Consider the following 24,048-nt stretch of genomic DNA (forward strand, 5'->3'; position numbering starts at 1 on the left):
AGGGTCGTTCTCCGACCCTGAGCGGACTTTCACTTTCCTGAATAGCTCGCCGCGCAGCCGTCGTCCGCCTCCGATGCAAACGCCGCCGAGATTGCACAGGTCACGCGAAGGGCGCTTGGCTAAGATTTGCCTTCGCTTGGACAAGGACTAAGCAACGTTCCTTCGCACGAGTGACTGCGTTGTAAAGCAGCCGCCGCTTTTGATCGTCGCTTCCAGCAATGGCCGCAGGCCAGAGCACGATGACGTTGTTGAATTCGCGATTCTTAGCGCCATGGACTGTCATACCTTTCCAGCCTTGTCCCTCCCTCCTCTGGACTCGTCGACGCTGAGCAAAGCCTTGCTCGATTACCCTCGCAATTTCCTCTTTGGAGAACGTCACCTTGGAGCGCGCCCTTCTCTGGATATCCATCCAATCGGCGACATCCCTGGCAGCGCGTGGATCCCCTGCCTCAGAGAGGAGCGCGACAACCGACGGGATGTCGTTCACCTCCTGCAATGCAAGTTCGGCAAGAAAGCTGCTGGCGGATTTAGCCTCTGACGCCTCCCACGATACTGAGTACGGCCCGGCTCCCTTCGTTGTCTTGTTGTTTGCGGTCCAGGTCACCGCTGCCTTGGCAAACGCACCCATGGCAGGGGTGATGATGGCGACGCTCTTTCCTCCACCGTACCAGCAAAGATTTCCGCTAAGCCACGCTCCGGCAAGTTGCGGTTTAGGCGTCAACTCCACCTTGAAGAGCTTCCCCGATTTGGGCGCCAGACCGCTTCGGATAGCAGCTGCTGCATCAATAAGTTCCACGACATTCGTGCGCTTGGACTGATTGAGTTCCTCTGCGGGACACACTTTAGCAAGCCATGCGCATGCAGGATTGGGGCGCAGATCCTCGTTCAGGCACTGAAACTCATCGGCTGCCACAAAGACCTGCAGCCTTACGGCCAACCCTTCGACCAAGCGGAGGCGATTTGCAGTCAAGTCTTGCGCCTCGTCCACCAAAAGGACCGGAAACGTAGCGGCTACCCAGCCGCAAACCTCTTCAATTTGCAACAGGGCGCCGGCCGCGTCACACACGCGTTCATACTGATTCGATTCGATGTCGGCATAGCCGAGTGTGATAGCAAGAGACCGCCACCTTCGGATCAACCGCCATGCAAAGCTGTCAATCGTCGAACAGTCTGTTCGTCCCCTTAGAACACCCAGTTGTCCAAGGCGCTCTTCCAGCCGGCGGCGGGAGCCATGCATGAACGTGAGCGCAAGGACCTTCTGTCCGTCCTTCAGTGGTGCAACCTCCAAGTGGGCGCTCAAGGACTGCATCAGTTGATAGGTCTTGCCGCAGCCTGCCCCCCCGGTGAACGCTTGGACTGTCACGGCTGAAACACCCAAACCCCATGGGCATCGCGAATGAAGCGGTGCGACGCATCCGACCCTGCGCAAGCGCACGCAAGCCCCGCAAGAAGGTCAGCAGCGCGTGCACGGCACGCTGGTGTCGTGGAGATAGCTTCCGCGACAAGCTCATACGCAATGACGTCCATCTTCCTCGCCTTAAGGTACGCTATGACATCTTCTGCGGAGGTAGGAGGAACCTGTGATAGCTCCGCTAGCTTAGCGATGGCAGCAGCCTCGTCCGCTGAGAGGATCCAGCCGACCGAATCCTCAATCATGGCTCCGTCGTTCCAACGAATGACCGAAGCTGGAGGGGGGACTGCGGCTTGTAAACGACCTACGTAGAGCAGTCCTTCATCGTCGCCATCGACCAGGCAAGACACACGCCGATGTAGTCTTGCCATCAGTAGATGGGTTTCAATAACTTTGGCGTCTTCGGTCGGGACCACGCCGACCTCGATGCCGAACGGCCTGCTCATGGTGTCGGCCCAACCAGCGGTCATCATCAGAGGCCTCAAGATGCATCGAAGCAGCTGGAAGTCGGCTCTTCCTTCAGGCACGAGCAGTGACGGTTGCATCAACGCGCCGAGCACATCTACCCGGCTGTGCTGAAAGAACTTTCGTTGCCAATTTGGTGCCGTGGCGGGCAAAGGAGCTTCGAGAAACGACTCCGCAGACAGTTCACCATCGTGCTTCTTCAAGATCAGCACGGAGGTCGGGTCTGCCATGCTTGCGACCAAAGGCGAATGGGTGGTAACGAACGTTTGGGTGGAGAGTGCCTGCACACGCTGAACCAAACGCTGCTGAGCGGATGGAGGTAGATGGACCTCTGGTTCTTCCAACGCCATCAGAAACTCGCCGCCTGCCGCTGCACGGGCGCGCCCGAGTTCTAGCAACAGCAGCAAGCCTTGCATCGAAATCAGCCCGCTGCCCTGCCTCGCGGCGGGAATGCCGATTCCGTCTGCCGTAGCGAAATGAGCCGATACCGCCTCCATGACAGAGCGGCTATCTGTACCGGTCAGCCGGAGCTGGACTCGCGGCGCGTTGGGGAAAGACTGTGCCAACTCGTTGTTGAGGTTTTGGATCAGCGGCTCGATACATGGGTCCGCATCAATTGGCTGTTCGGGGGCACGTAGACGATCACGCTCCGCAAGCAACGCAACTGCGGGCTGCGCCGCAGCTGCGAGGACGGTACGCTTGAACAGCTCATTTCCCCAAGAGAAGACCTTGTCCCACGTCCGGCTTGCCCGCACTAAGTAGAAGCTGAGTTCTTGGATTAGCTTCCCTGGGACGACCGCTGGCGTGTCTTCCGCAAAAGGATCGACAGGGTCGTCGTGATCGTGAAAGAACCGAAGCATCTCCACGGAAAGTGACTCATGGTCGAACCTAGCCTGGACGGCGATCTGACAGCACAGCTTCCAATCCTGGTGATCCCGCATCGGATGCACGGCGCCGGTGATCTCGTCCAGCCATTTAATGACTGCTCTACCTTCCCGAAACCAATGACTGCTGTGCTCTGGATCGTCATTCGGAAAATCAGTGATGGTGCCCACAAGCTTGATGCGATCGACCGGCTGAGGACAAGAGCCGTAAAAATCATGTTCGGTCAATTCCCGAACCAGCCGATCTCGCCCCAGGAGAAGAGTCAATGCTTCGATGAGGGTCGTCTTGCCGGTATTGTTGTCTCCAACAAGAACCGGATGCCTTCCAAACCGGACGAACCCCGAACGCACACCGCGGAAGTTTTCGATCTTGAGGTTGGCGACTCTCATTTCATGCTCTTATGGTTTGATGGGGCGCTTGATCCCCGACATTGGGGCATCCGACCCTTGCTACGCGCCCGACGTAACCTTTAATGTATCAGATAGAAACCAACAAAGTTTATTTGATTCCAATATATGCATCATGTCCGCGTCATGGTTGCATCAGTTCCGCATCACATCTGCATCATCAGCGCTCATCTGCATCACATCTGCACGAGATGTGCATTATTTACATTGAATTTTCCTGCGCCTAGTCTGTACTTACGTTAATTGCGTAAGGACAAGAAGGATGACCACCGAGGAATTTCTCTTCAAGCAGTTCGGCTCTGCATTGCTTACATTGCCGCAGCTAGCTCAACTCCTGAACCGAAGCCCAGCCGGCCTACGTATTACCCTCGCAGGAAATAGTGAACTGGCCCGCAAGCTGCGACCTGCGCGACGGAAACTCGGTCGCCGGGTGTACTACAGCACTGCCGACCTCTCAAGGGTACTGAACGACCCGGACTCGTTTGGGGATCCGGATGGCCGCCATTAAAGACGCGCTTCTCCACGCGGGAAATCCAGGCGGAAATATGGAACTGCCCGCCCCACTCACACCTCCTGACTGCAACTTGCAAGGCTTCCCATTCATGAAAATGGATGTTCAAGGTCTTCGGGACAGCGACCTTGCCATCCAGGCAACAGGAGAAGAGTTTCGGTGCGCCCTCCTTCTATGGTGTGCGTCATGGCATCAAATACCCGCTGCGAGTTTGCCGGATGACCCGCGTATTCTCGCCATGCTGGCCGGTGTTGGCCGTGACTTGAAGGAGTGGAAAAAGCATGAAACGGGCGCGTTACGTGGTTGGGTCAAATGCAGTGATGGTCGCCTTTACCACCCAGAAATTGCGGAACAAGCACGCAAAGCCTGGGCGTCCAAGCATGAGCAACGGCATAAGACCGAATGCGCACGTATCAAGAAACACAACCAACGACATGGAACCAGGATCCCATACCCTAACCTTGAAGAATTCCTTGCTCAGGGGCCCGTACACCTCGTACCTCGAGACGTCCCCGCGCGGTCGCCGGAGAAATACCAAGATGTCCCAACGGTGTCCCCGGGGACATGCCCTCCAGAGAGAGAGGGAGACGGAGAAAAGAAAAGCGGCAGCAGCATCGTAGATAGAAAGACACTGGTCGATAAGCTACACGCGGCGGGTATAAAGGCGATCGCCTCCGATGCTCGGCTAGAGCGATGGCTAAGTTCCGGTCTGACACAAGCAGATGTCAACCGAGCCATCGAGGCTGCACACGCGCGACGAGCTCATGCTAGGTCAACCCAACCCATCAACCTTGGGTTTGTGGACCGTCTCTTGGACGACCTCATTGCGACGCGTACTATTGGCGCCTCGCGTGCACTCGGTGAAAGTTGGTGGGAAACTGCATCCGGCATCACAGCCCAAGGAGACAGACTTGGGCTGCAGCAACACCCTGATGAGCCGTTCCCTCTGTTCAAGGAACGGGTCTTCACCGCGTCGGGCGATGGTCCCTGGGTCTGGAAATCTCGAGGACTGAACACGGCGCGGGGAGGTGCCCTCCCCCCATCCGCCCTACACTTCGCTTCGGTCGCGCCGTCGCCCCCCTCGGGGCACCCCTGCAGGGTTCCCCCACGCCCTACGGGCGCGGCTCCCCCTCCCTCTTCGGTTCAGCAGCGGCATCAGCCGGCCAGCGTCTCGAACCACCCGCTAAACGCCTGAGATGCATGTCCGCCAGATCCGCCATTATCAATGGACCCGGGGCCGTTTTTAGCCACTTTGCACACGCCTTTGGATTGTGCAATCCAAAACTATCTTTTCCTGTCTCAACGCTTAGAAATCGAGGACACCCGTGGACATGCATTTCATTGTCATAACTGCCAATGCGGAATCGCAGAAGTGGCTGTTTTTCGTCGGAATGAATGACGCCAAGCGTCCCATATGGGGAGAGCCGGGCAACGCGATCCATTTCCCGACTTTCCGGCAAGCCCGCCGCATCGCCCGCCGTGTCGGCCATGCACAGGTTTGCTCTTCTATCGTCCACCAGAAGGCCATTAAATGAAAGACAAAAAAAGGACCATCCTCGCGCTATATGTAGCGGCAAGTCTGTTCGCCGGCAGCAGTAAAGCGACGGCACAGGAACAACAGAATGGCGAGAAAGAGACAGAAGCCGCTCCCAGCGTCGAGTTCTACTACCGGGATTTCGGCGCAAGGCTAAATGCCGAGGCCAAATGCCTCCAGAATCCTGATATCGCCAAAACAGAAATATGTATCAACGCCCGCAAAGCCGCGAATCGGATCAGGATGGAAATAGGCATGAAACCGGAATACCCGGAGGTTGAAGATGGCAGCAGGTAGTTTCACAATCGTTGAGCCCCTCTTCAACAAGATAGACTTTCTGACGCGAAGCTTCGTTACGGATATTTCATCAAGGGTAATTGCTGAGATCACCCCTGTAGTGTCTGTCAGCCTGACACTGGCTTTCATAAGCTATGGCATGCTCGTCATTCGGGGCGCGGTGGAGATGCCGGTTGCGGAATTCCTGCACCGCTACCTGCGTGCAGGCATCATTGTTTCCATCGCAATGGCCGGAGGGCTCTATCAGCCAATGATTGCCGACGCGATCGTGAGCACACCGGATGCGCTCGCGCAGGCAGTTTCTGGCAGTCCCGGCGGTGCATCAGCGGCAAATATCATCGATCAAGCGGCAGCGCAGGGAGCAGACTATGTCTCCAAAGCATTGGAGGAATCGAGTTTCTTCAGTTCGGAAGGCCTAACGTATGCTGCTATCGGGGTCATCAGCGCCGTTGCCACTGCAGCGGTGGTTGGCGTGGGCGCGGTGTTCGTAACCGTAGCTAAGGTCGCCCTCGCCATTCTTGTAGGACTTGGGCCACTTTTCATCGTGGCATTGCTGTTCCAGCCGACCGCTCGCTTCTTTGAGCAATGGACCGCTCAGGTGCTGAATTATGCGCTGACGATTGTGCTGTTTTCGGTCGTGTTCACGTTGTTGATGGACATCTTCCGTGGGTACATGGCAGGCGCTGAATTCGATGGCGCCCAGAATGTCGGTTACACGCTTATCGGGATGCTGGTCATCTCCGTCGTTTCAGTTGGTCTTCTGCTGCAATTGCCAAGCATTGCAAGCGGTTTGGCGGGCGGCATTGGCATTAGCTACTGGTATGAGTTGCGTGCGATGCGTAGCGGGGCCGGTGGTGCCTATCGGGGAGGCCGTACTGCGGTGCGTGGCGCGATGGCCGCTCCTGGCACGGCAAAGAACGCTGTTGGCGGTGCAGTCAACATGACAAAGACCGTAGCTGGCGGCGCTGCTAGTGTGGCCCGCGCCGCTGCCGGATATTTCCGTGGCCGCAAAGTCGGATGACTACATAATGCACTACTTCTGCATCACCCTTGCATCATATCTGCACCGTGAGAGTAGAGAACAGCACCATTGCCGCATCACATGTGCATCATCGCTGCATCATCTTTGCACGATACCGATGAGCCGCAGCTCATCGGGGTAGTTTGGGACTCTCCGGATGGCCCTTAAGCCCATCCGATAGCCCTTAATCGGGCTATACACCATACGCACCTCGCGGCGCCTCGCATCCAATTGATTCTAAAAGGATTTTTCTGAACAGAGCATTCCTGTTCGTAGTGTTCGACTACTACAAACGGGCTGAAAGTCCGCATGAATACTGGCCTTGATGCACTACAAGAGGCACTACAGGAGCAGTCGAATGCTCAGCATCGCTGACATGGAGGACATAACAATGGACAAAGGCGAAGTGAAGCGAATCGGCAACACGCCGTGGACCACAGAAAGGGACAGCATGGGTAGTTTGCAACAGTACCTCAACGCTGCATTCAGGCATGCGAATCGAACTTTCCAAATCGCCTGCGCGGTGCTTCTTTTGGCCCTCGGCGGCCTGTTACTGGCAACGCTGGTTCTGCAAGCCCCCACCCTCATCAATAGCTCGCTCTCGGGAGATGAGAGGGCGGTTGAAACTATCATCGGGAGTACAGCCGGCGCGGGCCTATGCTGGCTACAGTGGCGGTATCGGCATGTGGTCTACCCGCGATTGCGACGGGACTTCCGCATTAGGAAACGGGGAGCCTCAATCATCTCGCACCGGTCTGTATGAGCGCTATTGCACCTCTGATTAGAGCTTTCACATGATCTCATTAGAGCTTTCACGCACGGGCCAAGGGTTCAAGCCTCCCCGCGCTTCACTCGGGACAAGTAGCGTTCGATGATTTGGCCGAGGTCTAGCTCACCAAGGATGTAACGGTCAAGCTCAACGACGACTAGCGGATCGGGTTCCAAACCCGCAAGCCGTTGACTGGCGAGCGCATTATCCGCCGCGTGACGGCGCTCGGTAATTTCCTCCGGAGCTAGCGGCTCGGCGATCGTGCTCGCCTGCCGCTCATTAGAGACATCGCCTCGTGGCGTTTGGGTCATATCGATTAGAGATTTCACGTGACTCAACGACCGACAGCTCCTAGCCTAAACACTAGGGAATACGACTTGCCGGAAGCCTAACGGATCTTTGGCATTCCCTTGTTCTCGGAGCTGAGGATCCTGCGATTCTCTGCCGTCATCGCATTTTGACAATTTGGAGTCTTCCCCAGCTCTCCGGGGTTGTTGGCACACTCCTTTATCTTGGCAGCACGAATGTCATCATGTTCCATGTAGTACTCAACGGTCTGAGTTTTTTCGGACGGGGAGCAGCCAGACAGAAGAAAAGCCCCAAGGATCGCGATGACGGTGATTCTTTTCATTGGTGAGTTATCTCCACAAGACTGAAACTTATCAACTTACAAGTCCAACAACTCCGCGGTTACCCGCCGCACAATTTGCATAGCATGCGCAGGACTTCCCGGAGCGACGGGATGATCGGCATCCAGGCGCAATGCGGCGCGCAACCGGTCTGGATCACGACTACCGTCTACGATAGTTTGCATGGCCGCACGAATAACTTGTGCGCCGCTACAGCCATCCTCACGACATGCCGCAAGATAAGCCCTTTTTAACTCGGGCTCGACTGTCACAGTTAGGATAGCCATATTCCTCCCCTCGACTAGAACTTGACACGACGTCAGGCAAAGTGCCCGAGCATGTTCATATCAACGCAATGAGACATAGAATAAGCGATGTAGTTTATAGGAGGCGGGGATGACTTCACAGCAAGAAGCACAAGTGACTTGGTTTCGAGTAACGCCTGATGTTAAGAAACACGGTCCGATCTTTTGTGTTCTGGGACTGATCTTCGGCGTGATCCAGGTTTTAGGGTACCGGTATTTCGATGAGGCGCAATTGGGTAGCACACTGCTACAAGAGCAGATTGCTTTCTACTCATTGGCATTGATGCTGATGTTCTTATTGCCCGCCAGAGGACTGACTCTATGGCTATCTCCGCGCTACCCTGTGCGGCGCATAAAAGCTTTGATAGAGCGTGTCGCTCAGCAAGCGATGGTCATTGGCTCAATCGCTGCATCGGCCATTATCGGCTTCGCAATCGCGGCCGCAATCTTTGGCGCTTACGCGTCCTCGGTCAAGTTTGTTCACGCAGGCGTGTATTTCTTGGCACTTGCCGAAGTCGCAGCCAATCCGGTGCGAGTATCCGAGGCATCCAAGGGCTATTCCATGGCAATGGGTATGCTCATTGCCACCCCCTTTATTTACTAGATCATCGCAACCACTCATCAGAGAGGCTGAAAGCGTGCGGGGATCCCGCAGGGCTGGCAACGGTCCAGATGACGAGAAAAAAAAGGGAACATGAAGTGGAAGGAACCCAAATGTCTCATCTATACTCGGCAACGAACCACGATTGGGACTTGACCCTAAGGGCTGCTTGGTGCTTGCTGATGACGGGCCAGGCAGTGAAGCACTTGCCCACGCCAGGTACTGAAGAAGAAAAGCGCTTTTCTTGCTTCACTGGATCGATGCTGCTGTCATTCAGCACGATAGAAAGCTTCTCGGCATCCGTAGCGTTCTCTATGCCACAGCACGAGAGGTTCCAGGCGTTCGATTTCAAGCAGTACTGCGCGACGAAGCGATTCTGGGGCAAGCTCGAAATGCTATGCGCCGCCATCCCGTATACCATTGATAGGTCCCAGGGACTCTTTCAAAGCATCGGTGAGATGCAGCAATGGCGCAATTTGGTGGCACACGCATCCCCCTACGAAATCGAAGAAACTCCAATCGGGGATCCACTCCAGACACCAAAGCTGCACACCCCTTTCCATAGCAAGGAATACACCCGAAAGGTCAGCCTCAAGTGCGCCCAAAAGTTCTACGCCACGGCGTATGACTACATCGTCCTGATCACGACAGAGACGGGGATCGATCCGCGCGCCAGCGCTACCTACGTTGTCGGCTCCACCAATGCCGATGCACACCGTCTTAGCTCTGCTATGGCGAAGCGCCAGTAACCTCTAGTGATCAAAGGCCCTGTTTGGCCTCTATACTCAGACTATCGCAAGTCAAGTGAGCCGCATGCCATTGTTGAAGGCCTATGACCCGATCCGGTACCTCTCCAGATCCGGGTACAGCTTAGGTACAGTGTAGGTACAGTGACTGGTTTTCACTGATTTCGCGAAATTACGCCAACCCATTGATTTTTAATTAATTTTACCTACATCCACTTACTCCAGACTTCGCGCAACTTACCTAGACAAACAGCCTAGCACGCCAACTCAAAATCCCCCGCCGCAAGCCGTTTGGATTCGATTTCGGCGCCGGACGCCATCCGGACTTTCTGAATATTGTTAGTTCAGAAGCGTACGCAGTCTTAGCCTCAAGCTAGGCCACTCCCCGCTCCCACGTCAGGTACAGTCTCAGCACATCGATGCTGTGTCATCGCTCGCCCTCATTGGAGGACGCGCGTGGTTGAGTTGTTTTCTGGGCAGATCCAGGTTCAGTATGGTCAGGCCTATATCGGGTTGACCGGCCCCTTCGACGGGGACATGGGCGGCTGTTTTCTGGGGCAGGGTAATGGGCTTTGTGGTGCGCGGGTGCCGGCTATTCTGTTTCTTGTGACCGGGCTGCATACCGGTGTAGTCGGTATCGATATCCGGTTGTGTGACGCGGAGCCCGCGCTGGATGAGGGGTGGGAGGAGATCGTGGAGGTTTCTTTCTCGGCGCCGGTGGGGAGATCAGGCTGGTGGAGTGGGCGGCGGATGAGGGTGTGCGGATGCCGCTTGCGGCCGCGCCTTATCGTGCGCGGTATCAGGCGCGGGGGATGGAGGCGGGGAATGCGTTGAATACCAACGACGCGGATACGCCGGTGGATGGGTATCGGCTGGATCGTTGGGCAGCGCCGCCAGCGGCGGATCGCGTCGTCAAACAGACTGCCGATATCGCTGCGTATTGGCATGACTGGGCGCGCCAGCTATCCGTATGAATCCGTGCAGCTGCCGTCTGCATGAATGGGCGCGCCGCGACGCGTCTGCGATGGCATGAATGGGGCGGCCGGCTTGGCGTCGCTAGAGGCGGTCGAGCGGCTGGGTCGGCGGCGGCCTACTGCACCACCTCGCGCCACATCGCTAACTCGGCGCCCAGCGCCTAGGCACGCCGGCCAACAGGGCCAGCGGCGCCCATCGTGTTTGCCCGGGCGCATGAGTGGGCGCGATCTGGCAGAGGCGCGGCTGCGCCTGCACGGATAAGCCGCGCAGAGTGGGCGTCTGGCGTATGAGGCGCCAGTTCGCGAGCAGCGTCGCCGCCACCGTCCGACAGATGGCGGGCTCTAACTAAAACGCGCCCTTACTGTTTCCCGACCGGTTGCGCCGGCTCGAACGTGACGGTGACGCCTTTCTTGCGGTCGCGCTCCATTTGGGGCGGCCAGTAGGAGGGTGCGGGGTGGCCGACGCGCAGTTCGGTGTCGGAGACCCAGGTCAGCGTCAGTTTTTCGACGGGGCTGGGGCTCAGGAAGGTGGCGAGGACGGGTTCTTTGGCGGAGTAGCACTGCTCGTCGGCGCCGGCCCGGGTGACGAAGACTTCGTAGCGGATGTCGCGGGTGAGTGAGCCGCGCACCTGGCATTCGCGCACCTGCACCTGATAGGTGCCTAGGGGCGAGGGCACGAGTTTGATCTGTCTGTTGGTGTTCAGGCATGCGGTGAGCAGCAGGCATGGCAGGATCGCGACAAGCAGTTTCTTCATCGTGCACCTTCGGATGAGGGGTGTGGGTGTGCGTTTTCCATCCGGCTGCACACCGGCGGCTCCGCCCTGACGATATTCCAGCGGCATTATTCCACGAGCGCGACAGCCGCCCCGCCCTGTGGCTTGGCTTGCCCTGCGGTGCCTTGCCTTGGCTTGCCTAGCGCTGCCTCGCCCTGCCCTCGCCCGACTTGGCCCGACCTGACCTAAGCTGACCTAACCTGACCTAACCTGACCTGCCTTGACCTGCTTGGCCTGGCCGCGCAGTGACTCGACGCCCCGCGCCGGCCCAGATCTTCAATGCCTCCCCCCTGCCCTGCCTCACCATCCAGAAAGCTACGCCGCTCACGCGCGCCTGGCTGGCATGAGGCTTCGCGCCCTGTGGCCAGAAAACCCGCCAACAAAAAAAGGAAGCCGAAGCTTCCTCTTTGCGCCTGCGCACGCGATGCCATCGTCACCGGCTACCCGCCGGCCGATCACGCACGCCGCTCAGAACTCTTCCAGGAAGCGCATGCGGAAGCGCTTGCCCTTGATGCTGCTGTTGGAGATCTTGGAGAAGGCCTGCTTGGCGATCTTGCGGTCGAGCGCGACGTAGGAGTTGAACTCGGTGATGTTGATCTTGCCGACCTGCTCGAACACCAGGCCGCCGTCGCCGGTGAGCGCGCCCAGCAGGTCGCCGGGGCGCAGCTTGTCTTTCTTGCCGCCCTGGATGCAGAGCGTGATCATGGGCGCGCGCAGCGGGCGGTCGGCCTTGGGCTTGAGGGCCTTGATGTCGGCCCACTTGAGCGGGGCGCCCTGGTATTGCTCGATCAGGTTGGCGAAGCGCATTTCCTCGGGCGAGCACAGGCTGAGCGCGAGGCCCTTCTGGTCGCCGCGGCCGCTGCGGCCGATGCGGTGCACGTGCACTTCGGTGTCTTTGGTGACGTCGACGTTGATCACGGCACCGAGGTTCTGGATGTCGAGGCCGCGCGCGGCCACGTCGGTGGCGACCAGCACGGCGCAGCTCTGGTTGGCGAACTGGATCAGGATCTCGTCGCGGTCGCGCTGCTCGAGGTCGCCGTTCAGCGCCTGGGCGCTGATGCCGGCGGCCTGCAGGCGCTCGACGAGGTCGTGGCTGCGAACCTTGGTGTTGCAGAAGGCCAGCGTGGACACGGGGCGGTAGTGCGCCAGCAGCGCGACCACGGCGTCGAGGCGTTCGCCCTCGCCGATCTCGTAGAAGATCTGTTCGATGCGGCTGGCGTCGTGCTGGGCCTCGACCTTGACCTCGGCCGGGTTGCGCAAAAAGCGCGCGGCGAGCTTGCGGATGTTGTCGGGGTAGGTGGCCGAGAACAGCAGGGTCTGGCGCTTGGCCGGGCAATGCGAGGCGATGGCGACGATGTCGTCGTAGAAGCCCATGTCGACCATGCGGTCCGCTTCGTCCAGCACCAGCGTGTTGATGCCGGCGAGGTCGAGGCTGCCGCGCTCGAGGTGGTCCTGCAGGCGGCCGGGCGTGCCCACGACCAGGTGCGCGCCGCGTGCCAGCGACTCGGCCTGCGGGCGGGCCGCGGCGCCGCCGCACAGCGTCAGGATCTTCACGTTGGGAATCTGGCGGGCCAGGCGGCGCAGCTCCTGCGCGACCTGCTCTGCGAGCTCGCGCGTGGGGCACACGACCAGGCCCTGCGGCGTCAGCCGGTTCACGTCGAGATTCTGCAGCACGCCGAGGCCGAAGGCCGCCGTCTTGCCGCTGCCCGTCTTGGCCTGGGCGATCAGGTCGCGGCCTTCCAGGATGAGCGGCAGGCTCTGGGCCTGGATCGGCGTCATCTGTTCGAAGCCCAGGCCTTGCAGGTTTTCCAGCAAGGCGGGCAGGAGGGGCAGGGAGGAGAAGGAGGTGGTCACGGGAGTGCCGGTCGCGAGGACCGCAAAAAACGGAGTCAACCGACAGTGTATGCGCTTGCGGCACAAAGCCGGTCCGCCAAGCGCTCGCCGCAGGCGCCCCTGCCGTCATGCGACCCGCCCCGGCGCGCAGGCTGCGCCCGCGCAGGAAACAATTTGTCGGCGGCGCCCGCAGCCCGTCACCCGACCCTGCCGCAGGCTGCCTAGAATACGCTGCGCGGCGCCCCGCCGCCCCCAACCCACGACAGGAGCCCTTCCCCATGCCCTCGCCCGCGAGCAAGACCGAACGGCACGCCCGGCTGACGGCCGCCATGCAGCGCGCCGGTTGCACCGATCCCACCGACTGGGTCAACAGCGAGGTGCGCGAAGACCTGCCGCAGTTCGCCCGCTTCCTGATGCTGCGCGAGGTCCACACGCTGGCCGACGCCGTGGACGATGCCCTGGAGGAGACGCTGTTCGATCGTCCCGACCTGGAACAGACGCTGGCCGCCGCGCGCAAGGCGGTGGGCGCCGAGGCGCTCGACGCGCTGCTGCTGGCCTACGGCAAGACGCTGGGCAACAGCTTCGTGATGGTGCTGGACGACGGCCCCTCGGTGCAGGGCGAAGACATCCCCGGCTGGCAGCTGGTGGAGACCGATGCCGAAGCCGAGCCCACCGGCCGCCTGGTGCAGGGGCTGCACGAGGACTATCCGGACTTCGAGGGCGCATACGTGCGCGACGCCGACTAGGCCGCGCGGCGCTCGAGCAGGCCGGGATGGTTGCGCACGCAATCGAGCGGCGCCGACGGCGCGGTCCGGGCGTGGATCGAGAATGCCAGGCAGAGCAGGCCCGGGCCGATGACGGTGTCGCCCCCAGGCGCTGCCCCCGCGTCAGCGCACGGGGAAGTAGGTGCCGGCGAAACTGCCGCCCGCGCCGCAATACGGCGGATGACCGGTGTCTTTGGCGCCCTGGCCCGGGGCCTGCGTCACGGCCAGGCCCGATCCCTTGCGCGCCAGCGCCAGCGTCCAGCCCTCGGCCTTGGCGTCGGAGAACACGGCGCCCTCGCCCTGGGCCGGGGCATCCGCCTTGATCTCGCAGACCCAGCGGCCGTCGTTCGGCTGCATCGCAGCGCCTTCCACATGCAGTGTGCCGTCGGGCTTCTGCGTCACGGTGAGCGTGCCGTTGAGGTTCTGCCACTTGCCGACGACGCCGGCGCGCTTGCCGCCGTCGATCGACGTCATGAACCGGTTGCGTTCGGTGAGCCGCCAGAGCAGCTCTTCGTGGCCGGTGTTCTTGATGCCGGGATCTTCGTGGGTCTCGTCGCGCACCTTGACGAAGCGCTCCTGGTCCTGCGTGAGCGCGCGGCTGGTGGCGCCGTCGAGCTCGCCGCGCGCGCGCTGGTACTGCAGCGCGATGCTGCGGTCGAGCTCGGCGAAGTTGCCGAAGTCGCAGATGGTTCTTTCCGCCTTGCTGCGGGGATGCTCGCAACTGAAGGCGGGCCCCTCGGCGGCCAGCGCGGGCGTGGCGAAGGCCGAGCAGGCGGCGAACAGGATCCAGGCGGACGAACGGAGATGCATGAAGGAACTCCCTCAGGGGTGATGGCTCGCCCGGGCCGACCCGCCGCCCCGGCGCGCGCAAAGAAACGCGCTCGAAAAGATGCGCTATTGAAGGCGAAGAGGCGATCGCGATGTGTGACCGTGGGTTGCAGCCTGCAGCAACCCGTGCACGCGTCGCCAGCGCCGGGGCGCGCCGCCCGTGCGTTCGTATCCTCGATGCAACGCTCCGGCCGCCGGGCGCAGGCGCAAATCCGCCCTGCCACACCGGATGGCTATACTTTTCCCACCCCACGCGACCCATCACGCCGGCGCCGCCGCGCCGCCCGCAGGCCATGTCCGCACTCTTTCTACGCTGCCTCCTGATCCTGTCGTGCTTCGCCGCCGCGAGCGCGCAGGCCGCGCCCACGCTCGAACAGTGCCACGGCATCAAAGACCTGGCGTTCGTCGCGCACCTCGACGACGACCTGCTGTTCATGAACCCCGACATCGCCTCCAACATCCAGGCGGGCGGCTGCGTGCGGCTGGTCTACCTGACCGCGAGCGATGCGGGCGAAGGCGAGCCCTACATGCTGGGACGCGAGAAAGGCGTGCGCTCGGCCTATGCCTACATGGCGGGCAAGCCCGACGAATGGCGCGCCGACGCCGGTTTCGCGGGCGGGCGCGCCATCGCGCGCTTCACGCTGCGCGGCAATCCGCGCATCCAGCTCTGGCACATGCGCCTGAAGGATCCCTGGCTCGGCAAGGGCTGGGGCAGCCTCACGCCGCTCAGCCGCACCGAGTCCGAGCCCAACCAGACGGTGGATACGCTGGGGCCCTATCCGCAGGTGTACACGCGGGTGCAGCTGGTGGACACGCTGGCCGCGCTGATCCGCGACTACGATCCGACCACGGTGCGCCACCTCGACGACACCATCGTGGTGCCGTACACGCAGCTGTGCTGGCGCTGTGCCGGCCATGGCCACCCCGACCACATCGCGAGCGCGCGGCTGGTGCGCGAGGCCATGCTGCGCGCGCCCGGCAACTACGCCGAGACCGGCTACATCGACTATCCGAGCCAGGAGCGCGCCACCAATCTCAACCCGGCCGAGGCCGAGGTGAAGTCGGTGATCTTCCAGCACTACGCCTGGAACGACTACCACTACTGCGCCGGCCCCACCGGCTGCAAGGAGCCGGCCGGCCCGGCCGCCGCCTGGGTCCAGCGCGCCTACTACGTGTCGCGCCAGGACATGGCGCCGCAGCTCTATCCGGACGGCCGGGGTGGCCTGGTGGTGTTTGCGGCCGGCGAGACCAACGCCGCCGTCAACGAATGGAATCCGGGCGAGCGCCGCTGGCAGAGCCTGGGCGGACGCACCTCGGGGCCGCTGGTGTCGTTCGCGCATGCCGACGGCACCGCCGGCCTGATCGCGCGCGATCCGCTCGGCGGGCTGTGGGCCAACAAGCAGCGCCACGACGGCACCTGGCAGGGCTGGCAGGCGCTGGGCGGCGTGCGCGTGACGCAGATCCCGGCCGTGGCGCCGCGTGGCGAGGCGGCCGCCGTGGCGCTCGGGTACGACGACCAGCTGCACTGGATCGCGCCGGCGGGCATCGACGGCAGCTGGGGCACCTGGCGCGCCCTGCCCCCGCTGGAAGGCGCCACCGCCAGCCCCGCCATCGCGCGCGGCGCCGATGGCCGCTACGTGGTGTTTGCCTCCGACATCGAGGGCCGCGTGTACACCACGCGCCAGATCGCCGCGAGCCCGGCGCCCGATGCCGGCTGGCAGGAATGGCGCCGCGTGCCCGCGCCCACCGCGGCCGGCGGCCTGGCCGCGATCCGCAACGGCGACAAGCGCATCGAACTCTATCTGCGCCGGCGGGGCGACAATCATCTGTTGCGCCTGCAACAGACTTCGCGCACCAAGGATCGCGAGCTCGCGTGGAGCGAGGCGCAGGATCTGGGCGTGTCGTATATCGGCCGGCCCGCGATCGAGGCCGACCCGCAGGGCAATGTGACGCTGGCCGTGCTCGAGAAGGCGGGCGGCGCGCTGTGGCTGGTGGAACGCGGCAAGCCCGTCGCCCTGGGCGCCACGGCGGCCTCGCCGCCCGCGCTCAGCATCATCAATGGCACGCTCTACGTCGTGGCGCGCACCGCCGGCGGTCCGCAGCGCTATCAGGTGCTGTCGCGCCACGACGGCAAATGGGCGCAGGCCCTCACGCTGGACGACCTGCCGGCGGGCGGCGGCGGCCCGTTCGCGGCGATGGCGCCGCGCGCCGCCGACCTGCCCAACCTGGGCGCCAACGCCACCAACCGCGCGGTGGTGGTGCGACCCTCGCCGAGCGAGCCCGACGCGCTGACGGTCGAGCGCCTGCCGACGCAGGCGTCGCGCCCGGCCACGCCCACGTCCACCTCCACGCAGTGACGTCTCAGTCTTCGTTGGGCTGCGCGGGCGTGGCCAGCACCTTCTGATAGAAGGCCAGGTCGAGCCAGCGGCCGAACTTGTAGGCCACCTCGCGGATCACCCCGGCCGAGGTGAAGCCAAGCCGCTCGTGCAGCGCGATGCTGGCCGCATTGGTCTGGTCGATGCCGCCGATCATGGTGTGCACCTCGCGCGCCGTCGCCTCGTCGATCAGCGCGGTGAGCAATTGCCGGCCCAGGCCGGCACCGCGGCTGTCGTGATGGATGTAGATCGAGTGCTCGACACTGTACTTATAGGCCGGCCAGGCGCGGAAGGTGCCGTACGACGCGAAGCCCAGCAGCCGGCCCGCCTCGTCTTCGATGCCGATCACCGGGAAATCGTTGCGCCGCTTGGTCTCGAACCACCCGGCCATGGCCGAGGCCGGCCGCGGCTTGTAGTCGTACAGTGCGGTGGAGGTGGCGATGGCGTGGTTGAAAATGTCGAGGATCGCACCGGCGTGGCGGTTTTCGGAGCAATGGATCAGAGGCATGGCGGCAGATTCCGTCGATTCATATAAGAGACATAACGTATACTATAGTGTACGATGAAAGACGACAATCCGGCGGATGCCTCCATGAATCTCGATGACGTGATCGCGCAACGCCTCGCCGCCCTGCGCGGCGAGCGGCAACTGAGCCTGGCCCAGTTGGCCGAGCGGTCGGGCGTGAGCAAGGCCATGATTTCCAAGATCGAGCGGCGCGACAGCAGCCCCACCGCCACCGTGCTGGGCCGCCTGGCCGCCGGGCTGGGCGTGCCGCTCACACAACTGCTCTCCGAGGTGGCGCCCGCGCCCGCGGAGCGGGTGCGGCGGCGCGCGGCCCAGGAAACCTGGCGCGACCCGGCCACCGGCTACGTGCGCCGCCAGGTGGCCGAGCTGGACCCGGCGAGCGCAAGCGAGCTGGTCGAGATCGCGCTGCCCGCAGGCGCCCGCGTGGACTACCCGCGCTGGCACAGCGGCACCTATCGCCAGCGCGTATGGGTGCTGGAGGGCCAGCTCGAAGTGCACTACGGCGACGAGCAATTCCTGCTCGAGGCCGGCGACCAGCTCGACTTCGCAGTGGACCGCGCGCTGCGCTACGCCGCACCCAAAAAGCACGCGTGCCGCTATCTGCTGAACATCCTGCACCGCTGATCGCGAGCCGCCGCGCGCGCTTTAGTTCCGGCCAGCGAACTTTCAGGGAACTCCCCCATATTCGGCCCGCGGCGCGCCCGATACCATGCGGCGCTTCCTGCCGACAGGCAGGCTCACCACAATACGAAGCGCGGGCGCGCGGAGACTCTATGAAAGCACTCAAACTGGCTGCGGCAGGCGCCGCATTGTTCGTTTCGTCGTGGACGGCGCAGGCGGGAGTCACCTTCGACAACGTGAAGAACAAGGGCTTCGTCCAGTGCGGCGTGTCCACCGGCGTGGCCGGCTTTTCGGTCAACGACAGCAAGGGCGGCTGGATCGGCCTCGACGTGGACCTGTGCCGCGCCATCGCGATCACGATGTTCGGCGACGCGTCCAAGTCCAAGATCATGGCCGTGAGCGCGCTGCAGCGCTTCACCGCACTGCAATCGGGCGAGGTCGACGTGCTGCCGCGCAACACCACGCTCTCGCTCACGCGCGACACCACGCTCGGCCTGATCGGCGTGGGCGTGAACTACTACGACAGCCAGGGCATCATGGTGAACCAGTCGCTCAACGTGAAGAGCGCCAAGGAGCTCAACGGCGCGACCGTGTGCGTGCAGCCCGGCACCACCACCGAACTCAACCTGGCCGACTGGTTCCGCGCCGAGAACATCGCGTTCAAGCCCGTGGTGGTCGAGCGCCTGGACGAAGTGATCCGCGCCTTCGCGATGGGCCGCTGCGATGCCTTCACCGGCGACAAGTCGCAACTCGCCGCCGCGCGCACCACGCTGCAGAACCCCGAGCAATACGTGATCCTGCCGGAAAACTTCTCCAAGGAGCCGCTCGGCCCGATGGTGCGCCAGGGCGACGAGAAGTGGTTCAACGTGGTGCGCTGGACCCTCAACGCCATGCTGGAGGCTGAAGAATACGGCGTCACCTCGAAGAACGTCGACGAGATGCTCAAGAGCAGCAACCCCAACGTGCAGCGCCTGCTGGGCGTGACGCCGGGCATGGGCAAGAACCTCGGCGTGGACGACAAGTGGGCCTACAACATCATCAAGCAGATCGGCAATTACGGCGAGAGCTTCGAGAAGAACCTCGGCCTGTCCAGCCCGATGAAGCTCACGCGCGGCCTGAACGCCTCGTACAAGGATGGCGGCCTGATGTACGGCTGGCCGGTGCGCTGATGCGTTGACGCAGCGCGCGGCGCGCATGTTGGCAGGGCGAGACAGCAGCGCTGCCCCTGCGATGGCAAGGGTGGCTACCGCCGCAGCACCACCTCGAACTGCTCGCACGCGATCTCCAGATCGTCGTCCACCGGCACGCCCGTGCCGGCCAGCACGCGGGTGAAGTAGTCGTGGTGGGCCTGGCGCCACCATGCCAGGCTGCCGTCGCCCTCGCCTTCGAGCGCGGCGAACGCGGCGTCCACCTCGTCGAAGCGGCGCACATCGACGGCGAGCGTGCGCAGCACGGCCGCCGCCTCGCCGGCCCAGTCGGTCACAATGGCCAGGTCGCCGGGCCGCGGCACCGGCGCACCGGCGAGGCGCAACTGCGCCAGCGCGCAGGCGGTCGCGCGCTTCTGGCCTTGCAGCACCAGGGCCAGGCAAAGCGCCGCGTCGGCAGGGTTGTCGCAGAAGTGATAGACGTCGGGCGGCGCGGCGGGCGCGTCGGGATCGAGCGCGCGGTAACGCTGCCACAGCGCGTCGACGGAGGAATGCGGCTGAGTCATGGGAGCACCGGATGGGCGCGCGACACGCGCGCCAGGCGCCTCATTCTGCCCATGATGGACGGCAGCGCGCAACGCGCGCGGAGCCGAAGACCCGCGTCGCGTCGTCCGTCAGACGCGACGGCCGAAGGCGGTCAGCTGGTAATGCGCGTCGATCAGATCGGCCAGGTCGGCGTCGTCGGCATCGGCCGACAGCGGCTCGGCCAGCGCGGCATGCATGGCGCAGGCCACGCGCGAGCCGGCGCTGAAGGCGCCGGGTTCATGGGCCTGGACGGCGGTGCTCAGGCTGCACGCCGCAACGCCCAGGCAGATCACGAGGGCGGCGAAGGGGTGCGACATGATCACTCTCCGGCGGCGAGCAACACGCCCTGGGCCATGGCGAGCGTGTCGCGCAGGCCGTAGTAGGGCTTGGCCGCCTGCACACAGTCGGCGACGTCGGCACGCGCTTGCGCGCCGTCCGACTCGAGCGCGGCGTGCGCATCGGGCAAGGCGATCAGCGCGAGCAGCGCGGCGCCGATGGCGAGGGCGAGTCCATCCGGCAGCTTGAGCGCACGCGCACGTACGAAGGCTCGGGATTTCATAGGCTTCTCCTGATTCAGTTTGTCTTATGATAGTCCTAGACTACTAATTCAAGCCATTGAATTGATTCAATGTATGAAATAGGTTTTTCCAACAGGGCTATGGGGCACGCGCGACTCGAGCGCATCCGGATCTTTGCTGCTTGGTTTTGAGTCACCGGAAACTGCATTCGAGGCGCGGCCGGCGCATCGTGATGGCAAGGCGCGTTCCCAGCGCGCCAGCGCCACCGCAACCGGCAGGCCTTGGGATTAGCGTACTGAGGCGGCGTGACACCGGGGCATCAAGTTGTAAGTGAAGGCAAAGCCCGGGCGCCCGGCGGCGCACGATATAGTGGCCAACCTGGGTTTCTTTTCCTTTTTTTGCCATGAGCGCAGTGTTCGAGGGCGTCCGCCCCGCTTCCGAATCGTCGATCGAAATCGGCTTTAGCTATCAGGGCCGTGTTTGCGTCGAGCGCCTGCGGCTCAAGCCGACGGCCGCGAATCTGCGGCGTGCGACCGAGCAACGGGCCGAGATCGTGGCCGCCATCGAGCGTGGCGACTTCGACTACGCAGCCGCCTTTCCCAAGTCGCGAAAGGCCCCGACGGGCGGCTGATCGTCAAGCATCGCAAACATGCAAGCAGACGCGACAAGGCATGACCGCCGTTCGCGTTTTTGCGCACATTTTGCGCAGCGAAACCCGCGCCTGGCGCGCGTGACACGTCATCTGCGCGCGCAACCACTTTCGCCGGCGGGCGCCGCGCAGGTACTTCTTTCACCCGGTTTCCGGCACCTGTGCGCGCCCTGCCTTCGGCGCTACAGTGGATCGTCGTCCCGATCGAAAGGAGCTGGCATGCGTTTTTTCTTTCGTGATTCACACGCCTATCCCGGCTGTCCCGTGCGGGTGCAGAGCGCCGGCGCGCACACCGGGGCGGCCGCGCCCATCGTGGCCGAATTCGCCGACGGCACCGGCGCGCTGGGCTCAGGCATGCTGATGCCCGACGGCGAATTGTGGCTGGACCTGGACGCCTACGACACGGCCAAGGGCCATCGTGTCGCCCCGCACCGCTGGGCGCTGGTGCGCGTGGCGGTGATGGGCGATTCGGCGGACGGCGAATGGAAGGTGGCGCGGCGCCTCACGCCGCAGACTTGAGCGAGACGCGCGCGCGGGAGCGGGCCATGAAACAACGACATGCGAGTGTGAGCGCGGGCCTGGTGGCCCTGGCGCTGGTGGCCGGCACGGCCTGGATGTGGCAGAGCGTGTTTCACGCCCCCGGCCACGTGCTGGGCCACCGCCATCCCGACGCGCGGGCGCTGCAACAGATGGTGGCGGCGGCCGAGCGTGGCGATGCCGGCGCGCAGTACGCGCTGGCATCGATCGTCACGTACCAGGATGTCTCGCACGCGGTGCACAGCCTCGCGCAGGCCGCGGCGCAGGGCTACGCCGTGGCGCTGCATGAGGTGCAATCGCTCGGTCACTGACCGGGCGAGCCGGCGCGTCAGGCCAGCGGCACGCCCGGCGCGCTGGCCGAGCGCGTGCCCGGCACGGGCTGGCAACTTTCGGGATAGTAGGTGTGCACCAGCGACAGCTTCACGGCGCTCGACGCATTTTGCTGGGCGGCGTGCAGCGTGCGGCAATGGAAGAACACCGCGTCGCCCGGCGCCAGCTCGGGGCAGACCGCGCGCGCGATCCACTCCTGGTTGGCCGGCAGATCGGGGCGGAAGAATTTCTGCTCGTCGAAACGCTCGGGCTCGAAGGCCGCGCGATGCGAGCCGGGCAGGAAATACAGCGCGCCGTTGTCCGCGACTTCGCGGCCCAGCGCCAGCCAACAGGACACCAGATCGGTGTCGGAAAACGACCAGTAGCGGATGTCCTGGTGCCAGCCGGTGAGGCTGCCGAACGCGGGATGCTTGGTCATCACGCAGTTGTGGTGGACGGTGGAGAGCACCGGCGTTTCGCCCGCGTAGTACTCGCGCAGGATCGCCGCGATGCGCGGATCGGTGGCCCAGTCGCGAAACACCGGGCCGCGATGATAGGCATCGAGCAGCCGGCGCACGGTCAGGCCGCCTTCGGCTTCACGGGATCGGGGGGCTCCGGGATACTTCAGGTCGGCTTCGTACTCGACCGGTGCAACGGCGTGTTCCAGGTCGTGTTGCGCGGCGGCAAGCAGATCCAGACGTTGCGGGGGGGACGCAAAGTTGCGCACGATCACGAAACCCTGCTCACGCAGGGCCGCGACCAGCTCGGCAACCGAAGGCGCGGACATCTTATTCCTCTCTCAGGCAAGGGTGCCGGCACACCGGGAAATCGCTCCCGGCGCGACGACGCCTAGCATACTCCTTTGACAGAGGACGCGGCCGCTACTCGCGCACCGCTTCGGCGCGCACGGACTCGCCGGGCAGGCGGTCGTGGTCGCGTTGCGTCTCGACGCTGCGCACCCACTCGCGCCAGATTGCCACGAGCAGCGCCATCAGCACCGGCCCCACGAACAGGCCCACGATGCCCATCGTCTTGACGCCGCCCACCAGGCCGAAGAAGGTCGGCAGGAACGGCAGCTTGACCGGGCCGCCGACCAGGCGCGGACGGAGGGTCTTGTCGACGATGAAGAGCTCGATGGTGCCCCACAGAAACAGGCCGATGCCCTCGACCAGCTGGTTCGAGCCGACCAGGTACAGCGACACCAGCGTGAACGACAGCGGCGCGCCGCCGGGGATCAGGGCCATGAAGCCGGTGATCGCGCCCAGCAACACCGGCGAGGGCACGCCCACCACCCAGTACGCCAGGCCCAGCACCACGCCCTCGCCCAGGGCGATCAGCGTCATGCCGGTGACGGTGGAGCTGACGGTTGCGGGCACAACCCGCGAAAAGCGCTGCCAGCGCGCCGGCAGGATGCGTTCGCCCAGGATGTCGAGCTGGCCGACCATGCGGGTGCCGTCTTTGTAGACGAAGAACAGCGTGATGAGCATGAACAGCACGGTGAGCAGCAGCGTGAAGACGTTGCCGGTGGCCGACAGCACCATGCGGTAGATGTTGCCCAGGTGCTGGCCAGAGATCATCTCGACCAGCGCGCCGAGCGCGTGCGGCTCGCCGAGGTAGGTTTCCCAATAGACCGACAGGCGTTCGCCCACGCCGGGCAGCGACGAGATCCAGACCGGCACGTCCACGCCATGCTTGTTGGCGGCGAGCGCCCACGCGACGAAGTTGCTGGCTTCTTTGATGGCGTACGAAAGCGCGAACGACAGCGGCACGATCAGCACGAGGATCACGGCCATCAGCGCGAGCGTGGCGGCGAGGATGTTGCGGCCGCCGCAGAAGTCGACCAGGCGGCGATAGAGCGGCCAGGTGGCCAGCCCGATGATGAGCGCGGCGAGCGCCGGCACCAGAAAGCCCGACAGGAAATAGATGCCCGCGAGCAGGAGCAGCAGCAACAGCCAGCGGGCGATCAGGGAAGCAGGTAGTACAGGCTGCATGGGCGGGGCGGCTCACTCGAATGTCGGTGGGAACCTCCG

Annotated in this window: 27 protein-coding genes; 14 read left to right on the forward strand and 13 right to left on the reverse strand. The window is 63.2% G+C overall.

From position 1 onward, the window contains the following. Positions 1-100: 100 nt before the first annotated feature. Together CEG14_RS26725 and CEG14_RS23585 are read right to left on the reverse strand one after the other, a co-directional pair. Positions 101-1,435 (reverse strand): ATP-dependent helicase, encoded by a 1,335-nt coding sequence (locus tag CEG14_RS26725; RefSeq protein WP_306437048.1) that lies wholly within the window; start codon positions 1,433-1,435, stop codon positions 101-103. Then, positions 1,360-3,150: an ATP-dependent nuclease gene (locus CEG14_RS23585; protein WP_094828836.1), complete on the reverse strand. Its 1,791-nt coding sequence runs from the start codon at positions 3,148-3,150 to the stop codon at positions 1,360-1,362. Before CEG14_RS23585 ends, CEG14_RS26725 begins: the two co-directional genes overlap by 76 nt. Positions 3,151-3,430: 280 nt before the next feature. Here CEG14_RS23585 and CEG14_RS23590 point away from each other — a divergent pair, with 280 nt between their 5' ends. The 5 genes from CEG14_RS23590 (at position 3,431) to CEG14_RS23600 (ending at position 6,531) form a co-directional block, all read left to right on the forward strand. Then, positions 3,431-3,676: a hypothetical protein gene (locus CEG14_RS23590; protein WP_094828837.1), complete on the forward strand. Its 246-nt coding sequence runs from the start codon at positions 3,431-3,433 to the stop codon at positions 3,674-3,676. Positions 3,677-3,776: 100 nt separating this feature from the next. Then, entirely contained in the window at positions 3,777-4,874 is a 1,098-nt protein-coding gene (locus tag CEG14_RS23595) for a YdaU family protein (protein WP_256985996.1), read from the forward strand. 136 nt (positions 4,875-5,010) lie between these two features. Beyond that, positions 5,011-5,214 (forward strand): hypothetical protein, encoded by a 204-nt coding sequence (locus CEG14_RS26155; protein ID WP_143277270.1) that lies wholly within the window; start codon positions 5,011-5,013, stop codon positions 5,212-5,214. After that, the gene (locus tag CEG14_RS26160) at positions 5,211-5,510 is read left to right on the forward strand and encodes a hypothetical protein (protein ID WP_143277271.1); all 300 of its coding nucleotides are present in this window, start codon (positions 5,211-5,213) and stop codon (positions 5,508-5,510) included. Before CEG14_RS26155 ends, CEG14_RS26160 begins: the two co-directional genes overlap by 4 nt. Beyond that, positions 5,497-6,531, forward strand: a complete 1,035-nt coding sequence (locus CEG14_RS23600) for a type IV secretion system protein (protein ID WP_094828839.1) — start codon at positions 5,497-5,499, stop codon at positions 6,529-6,531. Before CEG14_RS26160 ends, CEG14_RS23600 begins: the two co-directional genes overlap by 14 nt. Positions 6,532-7,362: 831 nt before the next feature. Here CEG14_RS23600 and CEG14_RS23610 read toward each other — a convergent pair. Then, a complete protein-coding gene (locus tag CEG14_RS23610; RefSeq protein WP_256985997.1) occupies positions 7,363-7,629 on the reverse strand; it encodes an antitoxin VbhA family protein in 267 nt (88 codons plus the stop codon). A gap of 59 nt (positions 7,630-7,688) precedes the next feature. Further along, positions 7,689-7,931, reverse strand: coding sequence for an EexN family lipoprotein (locus CEG14_RS23615; RefSeq protein WP_094828841.1), 243 nt, complete (start codon positions 7,929-7,931; stop codon positions 7,689-7,691). 394 nt (positions 7,932-8,325) lie between these two features. Between CEG14_RS23615 and CEG14_RS26165 the strand changes: the two genes are divergently transcribed. Together CEG14_RS26165 and CEG14_RS23625 are read left to right on the forward strand one after the other, a co-directional pair. Next, complete coding sequence (locus CEG14_RS26165; RefSeq protein WP_143277272.1) at positions 8,326-8,838, forward strand: hypothetical protein; 513 nt, start codon at positions 8,326-8,328, stop codon at positions 8,836-8,838. 110 nt (positions 8,839-8,948) lie between these two features. Continuing rightward, positions 8,949-9,584, forward strand: a complete 636-nt coding sequence (locus tag CEG14_RS23625; RefSeq protein ID WP_143277273.1) for a hypothetical protein — start codon at positions 8,949-8,951, stop codon at positions 9,582-9,584. A gap of 1,330 nt (positions 9,585-10,914) precedes the next feature. On the opposite strand, the gene CEG14_RS23635 is transcribed toward CEG14_RS23625, so the two are convergent. Further along, a complete protein-coding gene (locus tag CEG14_RS23635) occupies positions 10,915-11,310 on the reverse strand; it encodes a hypothetical protein (protein ID WP_094828845.1) in 396 nt (131 codons plus the stop codon). Between the two features lie 486 nt (positions 11,311-11,796). After that, positions 11,797-13,182, reverse strand: a complete 1,386-nt coding sequence (gene dbpA / locus CEG14_RS23640; RefSeq protein WP_094828846.1) for an ATP-dependent RNA helicase DbpA — start codon at positions 13,180-13,182, stop codon at positions 11,797-11,799. A 257-nt stretch (positions 13,183-13,439) separates the two neighbouring features. Here dbpA and CEG14_RS23645 point away from each other — a divergent pair, with 257 nt between their 5' ends. After that, positions 13,440-13,907: a hypothetical protein gene (locus tag CEG14_RS23645; RefSeq protein WP_094828847.1), complete on the forward strand. Its 468-nt coding sequence runs from the start codon at positions 13,440-13,442 to the stop codon at positions 13,905-13,907. Positions 13,908-14,048: 141 nt separating this feature from the next. On the opposite strand, the gene CEG14_RS23650 is transcribed toward CEG14_RS23645, so the two are convergent. Continuing rightward, complete coding sequence (locus tag CEG14_RS23650; RefSeq protein ID WP_094828848.1) at positions 14,049-14,735, reverse strand: hypothetical protein; 687 nt, start codon at positions 14,733-14,735, stop codon at positions 14,049-14,051. Positions 14,736-15,046: 311 nt separating this feature from the next. Between CEG14_RS23650 and CEG14_RS23655 the strand changes: the two genes are divergently transcribed. After that, positions 15,047-17,110 (forward strand): PIG-L family deacetylase, encoded by a 2,064-nt coding sequence (locus CEG14_RS23655; protein ID WP_094828849.1) that lies wholly within the window; start codon positions 15,047-15,049, stop codon positions 17,108-17,110. A gap of 4 nt (positions 17,111-17,114) precedes the next feature. On the opposite strand, the gene CEG14_RS23660 is transcribed toward CEG14_RS23655, so the two are convergent. Next, entirely contained in the window at positions 17,115-17,636 is a 522-nt protein-coding gene (locus CEG14_RS23660; protein WP_094828850.1) for a GNAT family N-acetyltransferase, read from the reverse strand. Positions 17,637-17,720: 84 nt separating this feature from the next. Between CEG14_RS23660 and CEG14_RS23665 the strand changes: the two genes are divergently transcribed. Further along, positions 17,721-18,278: a helix-turn-helix domain-containing protein gene (locus tag CEG14_RS23665; protein WP_094828978.1), complete on the forward strand. Its 558-nt coding sequence runs from the start codon at positions 17,721-17,723 to the stop codon at positions 18,276-18,278. 149 nt (positions 18,279-18,427) lie between these two features. Beyond that, on the forward strand, positions 18,428-19,444 hold the full coding sequence (locus CEG14_RS23670) for an amino acid ABC transporter substrate-binding protein (protein ID WP_094828851.1): 1,017 nt from the start codon (positions 18,428-18,430) through the stop codon (positions 19,442-19,444). A gap of 74 nt (positions 19,445-19,518) precedes the next feature. On the opposite strand, the gene CEG14_RS23675 is transcribed toward CEG14_RS23670, so the two are convergent. The 3 genes from CEG14_RS23675 to CEG14_RS23685 all read right to left on the reverse strand — a co-directional run bounded on the left by CEG14_RS23675 (position 19,519) and on the right by CEG14_RS23685 (position 20,564). After that, the gene (locus CEG14_RS23675; protein ID WP_094828852.1) at positions 19,519-19,986 is read right to left on the reverse strand and encodes an ASCH domain-containing protein; all 468 of its coding nucleotides are present in this window, start codon (positions 19,984-19,986) and stop codon (positions 19,519-19,521) included. A gap of 108 nt (positions 19,987-20,094) precedes the next feature. Continuing rightward, complete coding sequence (locus CEG14_RS23680; protein WP_094828853.1) at positions 20,095-20,322, reverse strand: hypothetical protein; 228 nt, start codon at positions 20,320-20,322, stop codon at positions 20,095-20,097. 2 nt (positions 20,323-20,324) lie between these two features. After that, positions 20,325-20,564 (reverse strand): hypothetical protein, encoded by a 240-nt coding sequence (locus tag CEG14_RS23685; RefSeq protein WP_094828854.1) that lies wholly within the window; start codon positions 20,562-20,564, stop codon positions 20,325-20,327. A 362-nt stretch (positions 20,565-20,926) separates the two neighbouring features. On the opposite strand from CEG14_RS23685, the gene CEG14_RS23690 reads away from it, so the two are divergent. The 3 genes from CEG14_RS23690 (at position 20,927) to CEG14_RS23700 (ending at position 22,020) form a co-directional block, all read left to right on the forward strand. Further along, a complete protein-coding gene (locus tag CEG14_RS23690; RefSeq protein ID WP_094828855.1) occupies positions 20,927-21,154 on the forward strand; it encodes an Arm DNA-binding domain-containing protein in 228 nt (75 codons plus the stop codon). 237 nt (positions 21,155-21,391) lie between these two features. Beyond that, on the forward strand, positions 21,392-21,691 hold the full coding sequence (locus CEG14_RS23695; protein ID WP_094828856.1) for a hypothetical protein: 300 nt from the start codon (positions 21,392-21,394) through the stop codon (positions 21,689-21,691). Between the two features lie 26 nt (positions 21,692-21,717). After that, positions 21,718-22,020 carry a hypothetical protein gene (locus CEG14_RS23700; RefSeq protein ID WP_141243262.1) on the forward strand — a complete coding sequence of 101 codons (303 nt, stop codon included), beginning with the start codon at positions 21,718-21,720 and terminating at the stop codon, positions 22,018-22,020. 17 nt (positions 22,021-22,037) lie between these two features. On the opposite strand, the gene CEG14_RS23705 is transcribed toward CEG14_RS23700, so the two are convergent. After that, entirely contained in the window at positions 22,038-22,805 is a 768-nt protein-coding gene (locus CEG14_RS23705) for a phytanoyl-CoA dioxygenase family protein (protein WP_094828858.1), read from the reverse strand. Between the two features lie 94 nt (positions 22,806-22,899). Then, positions 22,900-24,009, reverse strand: coding sequence for an AI-2E family transporter (locus tag CEG14_RS23710; RefSeq protein ID WP_094828859.1), 1,110 nt, complete (start codon positions 24,007-24,009; stop codon positions 22,900-22,902). Positions 24,010-24,048 lie beyond the last annotated feature (39 nt).

This window comes from Bordetella genomosp. 1 (assembly GCF_002261335.1).
Lineage (GTDB): Bacteria > Pseudomonadota > Gammaproteobacteria > Burkholderiales > Burkholderiaceae_B > Bordetella.

Coding starts and splice junctions, on each gene's coding strand:
- CEG14_RS23585 (WP_094828836.1), bottom strand. CDS start 3,150: ATGAGAGTCGCCAACCTCAAGATCGAAAACTTCCGCGGTGTGCGTTCG.
- CEG14_RS23590 (WP_094828837.1), top strand. CDS start 3,431: ATGACCACCGAGGAATTTCTCTTCAAGCAGTTCGGCTCTGCATTGCTT.
- CEG14_RS23595 (WP_256985996.1), top strand. CDS start 3,777: ATGGATGTTCAAGGTCTTCGGGACAGCGACCTTGCCATCCAGGCAACA.
- CEG14_RS26155 (WP_143277270.1), top strand. CDS start 5,011: ATGCATTTCATTGTCATAACTGCCAATGCGGAATCGCAGAAGTGGCTG.
- CEG14_RS26160 (WP_143277271.1), top strand. CDS start 5,211: ATGAAAGACAAAAAAAGGACCATCCTCGCGCTATATGTAGCGGCAAGT.
- CEG14_RS23600 (WP_094828839.1), top strand. CDS start 5,497: ATGGCAGCAGGTAGTTTCACAATCGTTGAGCCCCTCTTCAACAAGATA.
- CEG14_RS23615 (WP_094828841.1), bottom strand. CDS start 7,931: ATGAAAAGAATCACCGTCATCGCGATCCTTGGGGCTTTTCTTCTGTCT.
- CEG14_RS26165 (WP_143277272.1), top strand. CDS start 8,326: ATGACTTCACAGCAAGAAGCACAAGTGACTTGGTTTCGAGTAACGCCT.
- CEG14_RS23625 (WP_143277273.1), top strand. CDS start 8,949: ATGTCTCATCTATACTCGGCAACGAACCACGATTGGGACTTGACCCTA.
- CEG14_RS23635 (WP_094828845.1), bottom strand. CDS start 11,310: ATGAAGAAACTGCTTGTCGCGATCCTGCCATGCCTGCTGCTCACCGCA.
- CEG14_RS23645 (WP_094828847.1), top strand. CDS start 13,440: ATGCCCTCGCCCGCGAGCAAGACCGAACGGCACGCCCGGCTGACGGCC.
- CEG14_RS23650 (WP_094828848.1), bottom strand. CDS start 14,735: ATGCATCTCCGTTCGTCCGCCTGGATCCTGTTCGCCGCCTGCTCGGCC.
- CEG14_RS23655 (WP_094828849.1), top strand. CDS start 15,047: ATGTCCGCACTCTTTCTACGCTGCCTCCTGATCCTGTCGTGCTTCGCC.
- CEG14_RS23660 (WP_094828850.1), bottom strand. CDS start 17,636: ATGCCTCTGATCCATTGCTCCGAAAACCGCCACGCCGGTGCGATCCTC.
- CEG14_RS23665 (WP_094828978.1), top strand. CDS start 17,721: ATGAATCTCGATGACGTGATCGCGCAACGCCTCGCCGCCCTGCGCGGC.
- CEG14_RS23670 (WP_094828851.1), top strand. CDS start 18,428: ATGAAAGCACTCAAACTGGCTGCGGCAGGCGCCGCATTGTTCGTTTCG.
- CEG14_RS23675 (WP_094828852.1), bottom strand. CDS start 19,986: ATGACTCAGCCGCATTCCTCCGTCGACGCGCTGTGGCAGCGTTACCGC.
- CEG14_RS23680 (WP_094828853.1), bottom strand. CDS start 20,322: ATGTCGCACCCCTTCGCCGCCCTCGTGATCTGCCTGGGCGTTGCGGCG.
- CEG14_RS23685 (WP_094828854.1), bottom strand. CDS start 20,564: ATGAAATCCCGAGCCTTCGTACGTGCGCGTGCGCTCAAGCTGCCGGAT.
- CEG14_RS23690 (WP_094828855.1), top strand. CDS start 20,927: ATGAGCGCAGTGTTCGAGGGCGTCCGCCCCGCTTCCGAATCGTCGATC.
- CEG14_RS23695 (WP_094828856.1), top strand. CDS start 21,392: ATGCGTTTTTTCTTTCGTGATTCACACGCCTATCCCGGCTGTCCCGTG.
- CEG14_RS23700 (WP_141243262.1), top strand. CDS start 21,718: ATGAAACAACGACATGCGAGTGTGAGCGCGGGCCTGGTGGCCCTGGCG.
- CEG14_RS23705 (WP_094828858.1), bottom strand. CDS start 22,805: ATGTCCGCGCCTTCGGTTGCCGAGCTGGTCGCGGCCCTGCGTGAGCAG.
- CEG14_RS23710 (WP_094828859.1), bottom strand. CDS start 24,009: ATGCAGCCTGTACTACCTGCTTCCCTGATCGCCCGCTGGCTGTTGCTG.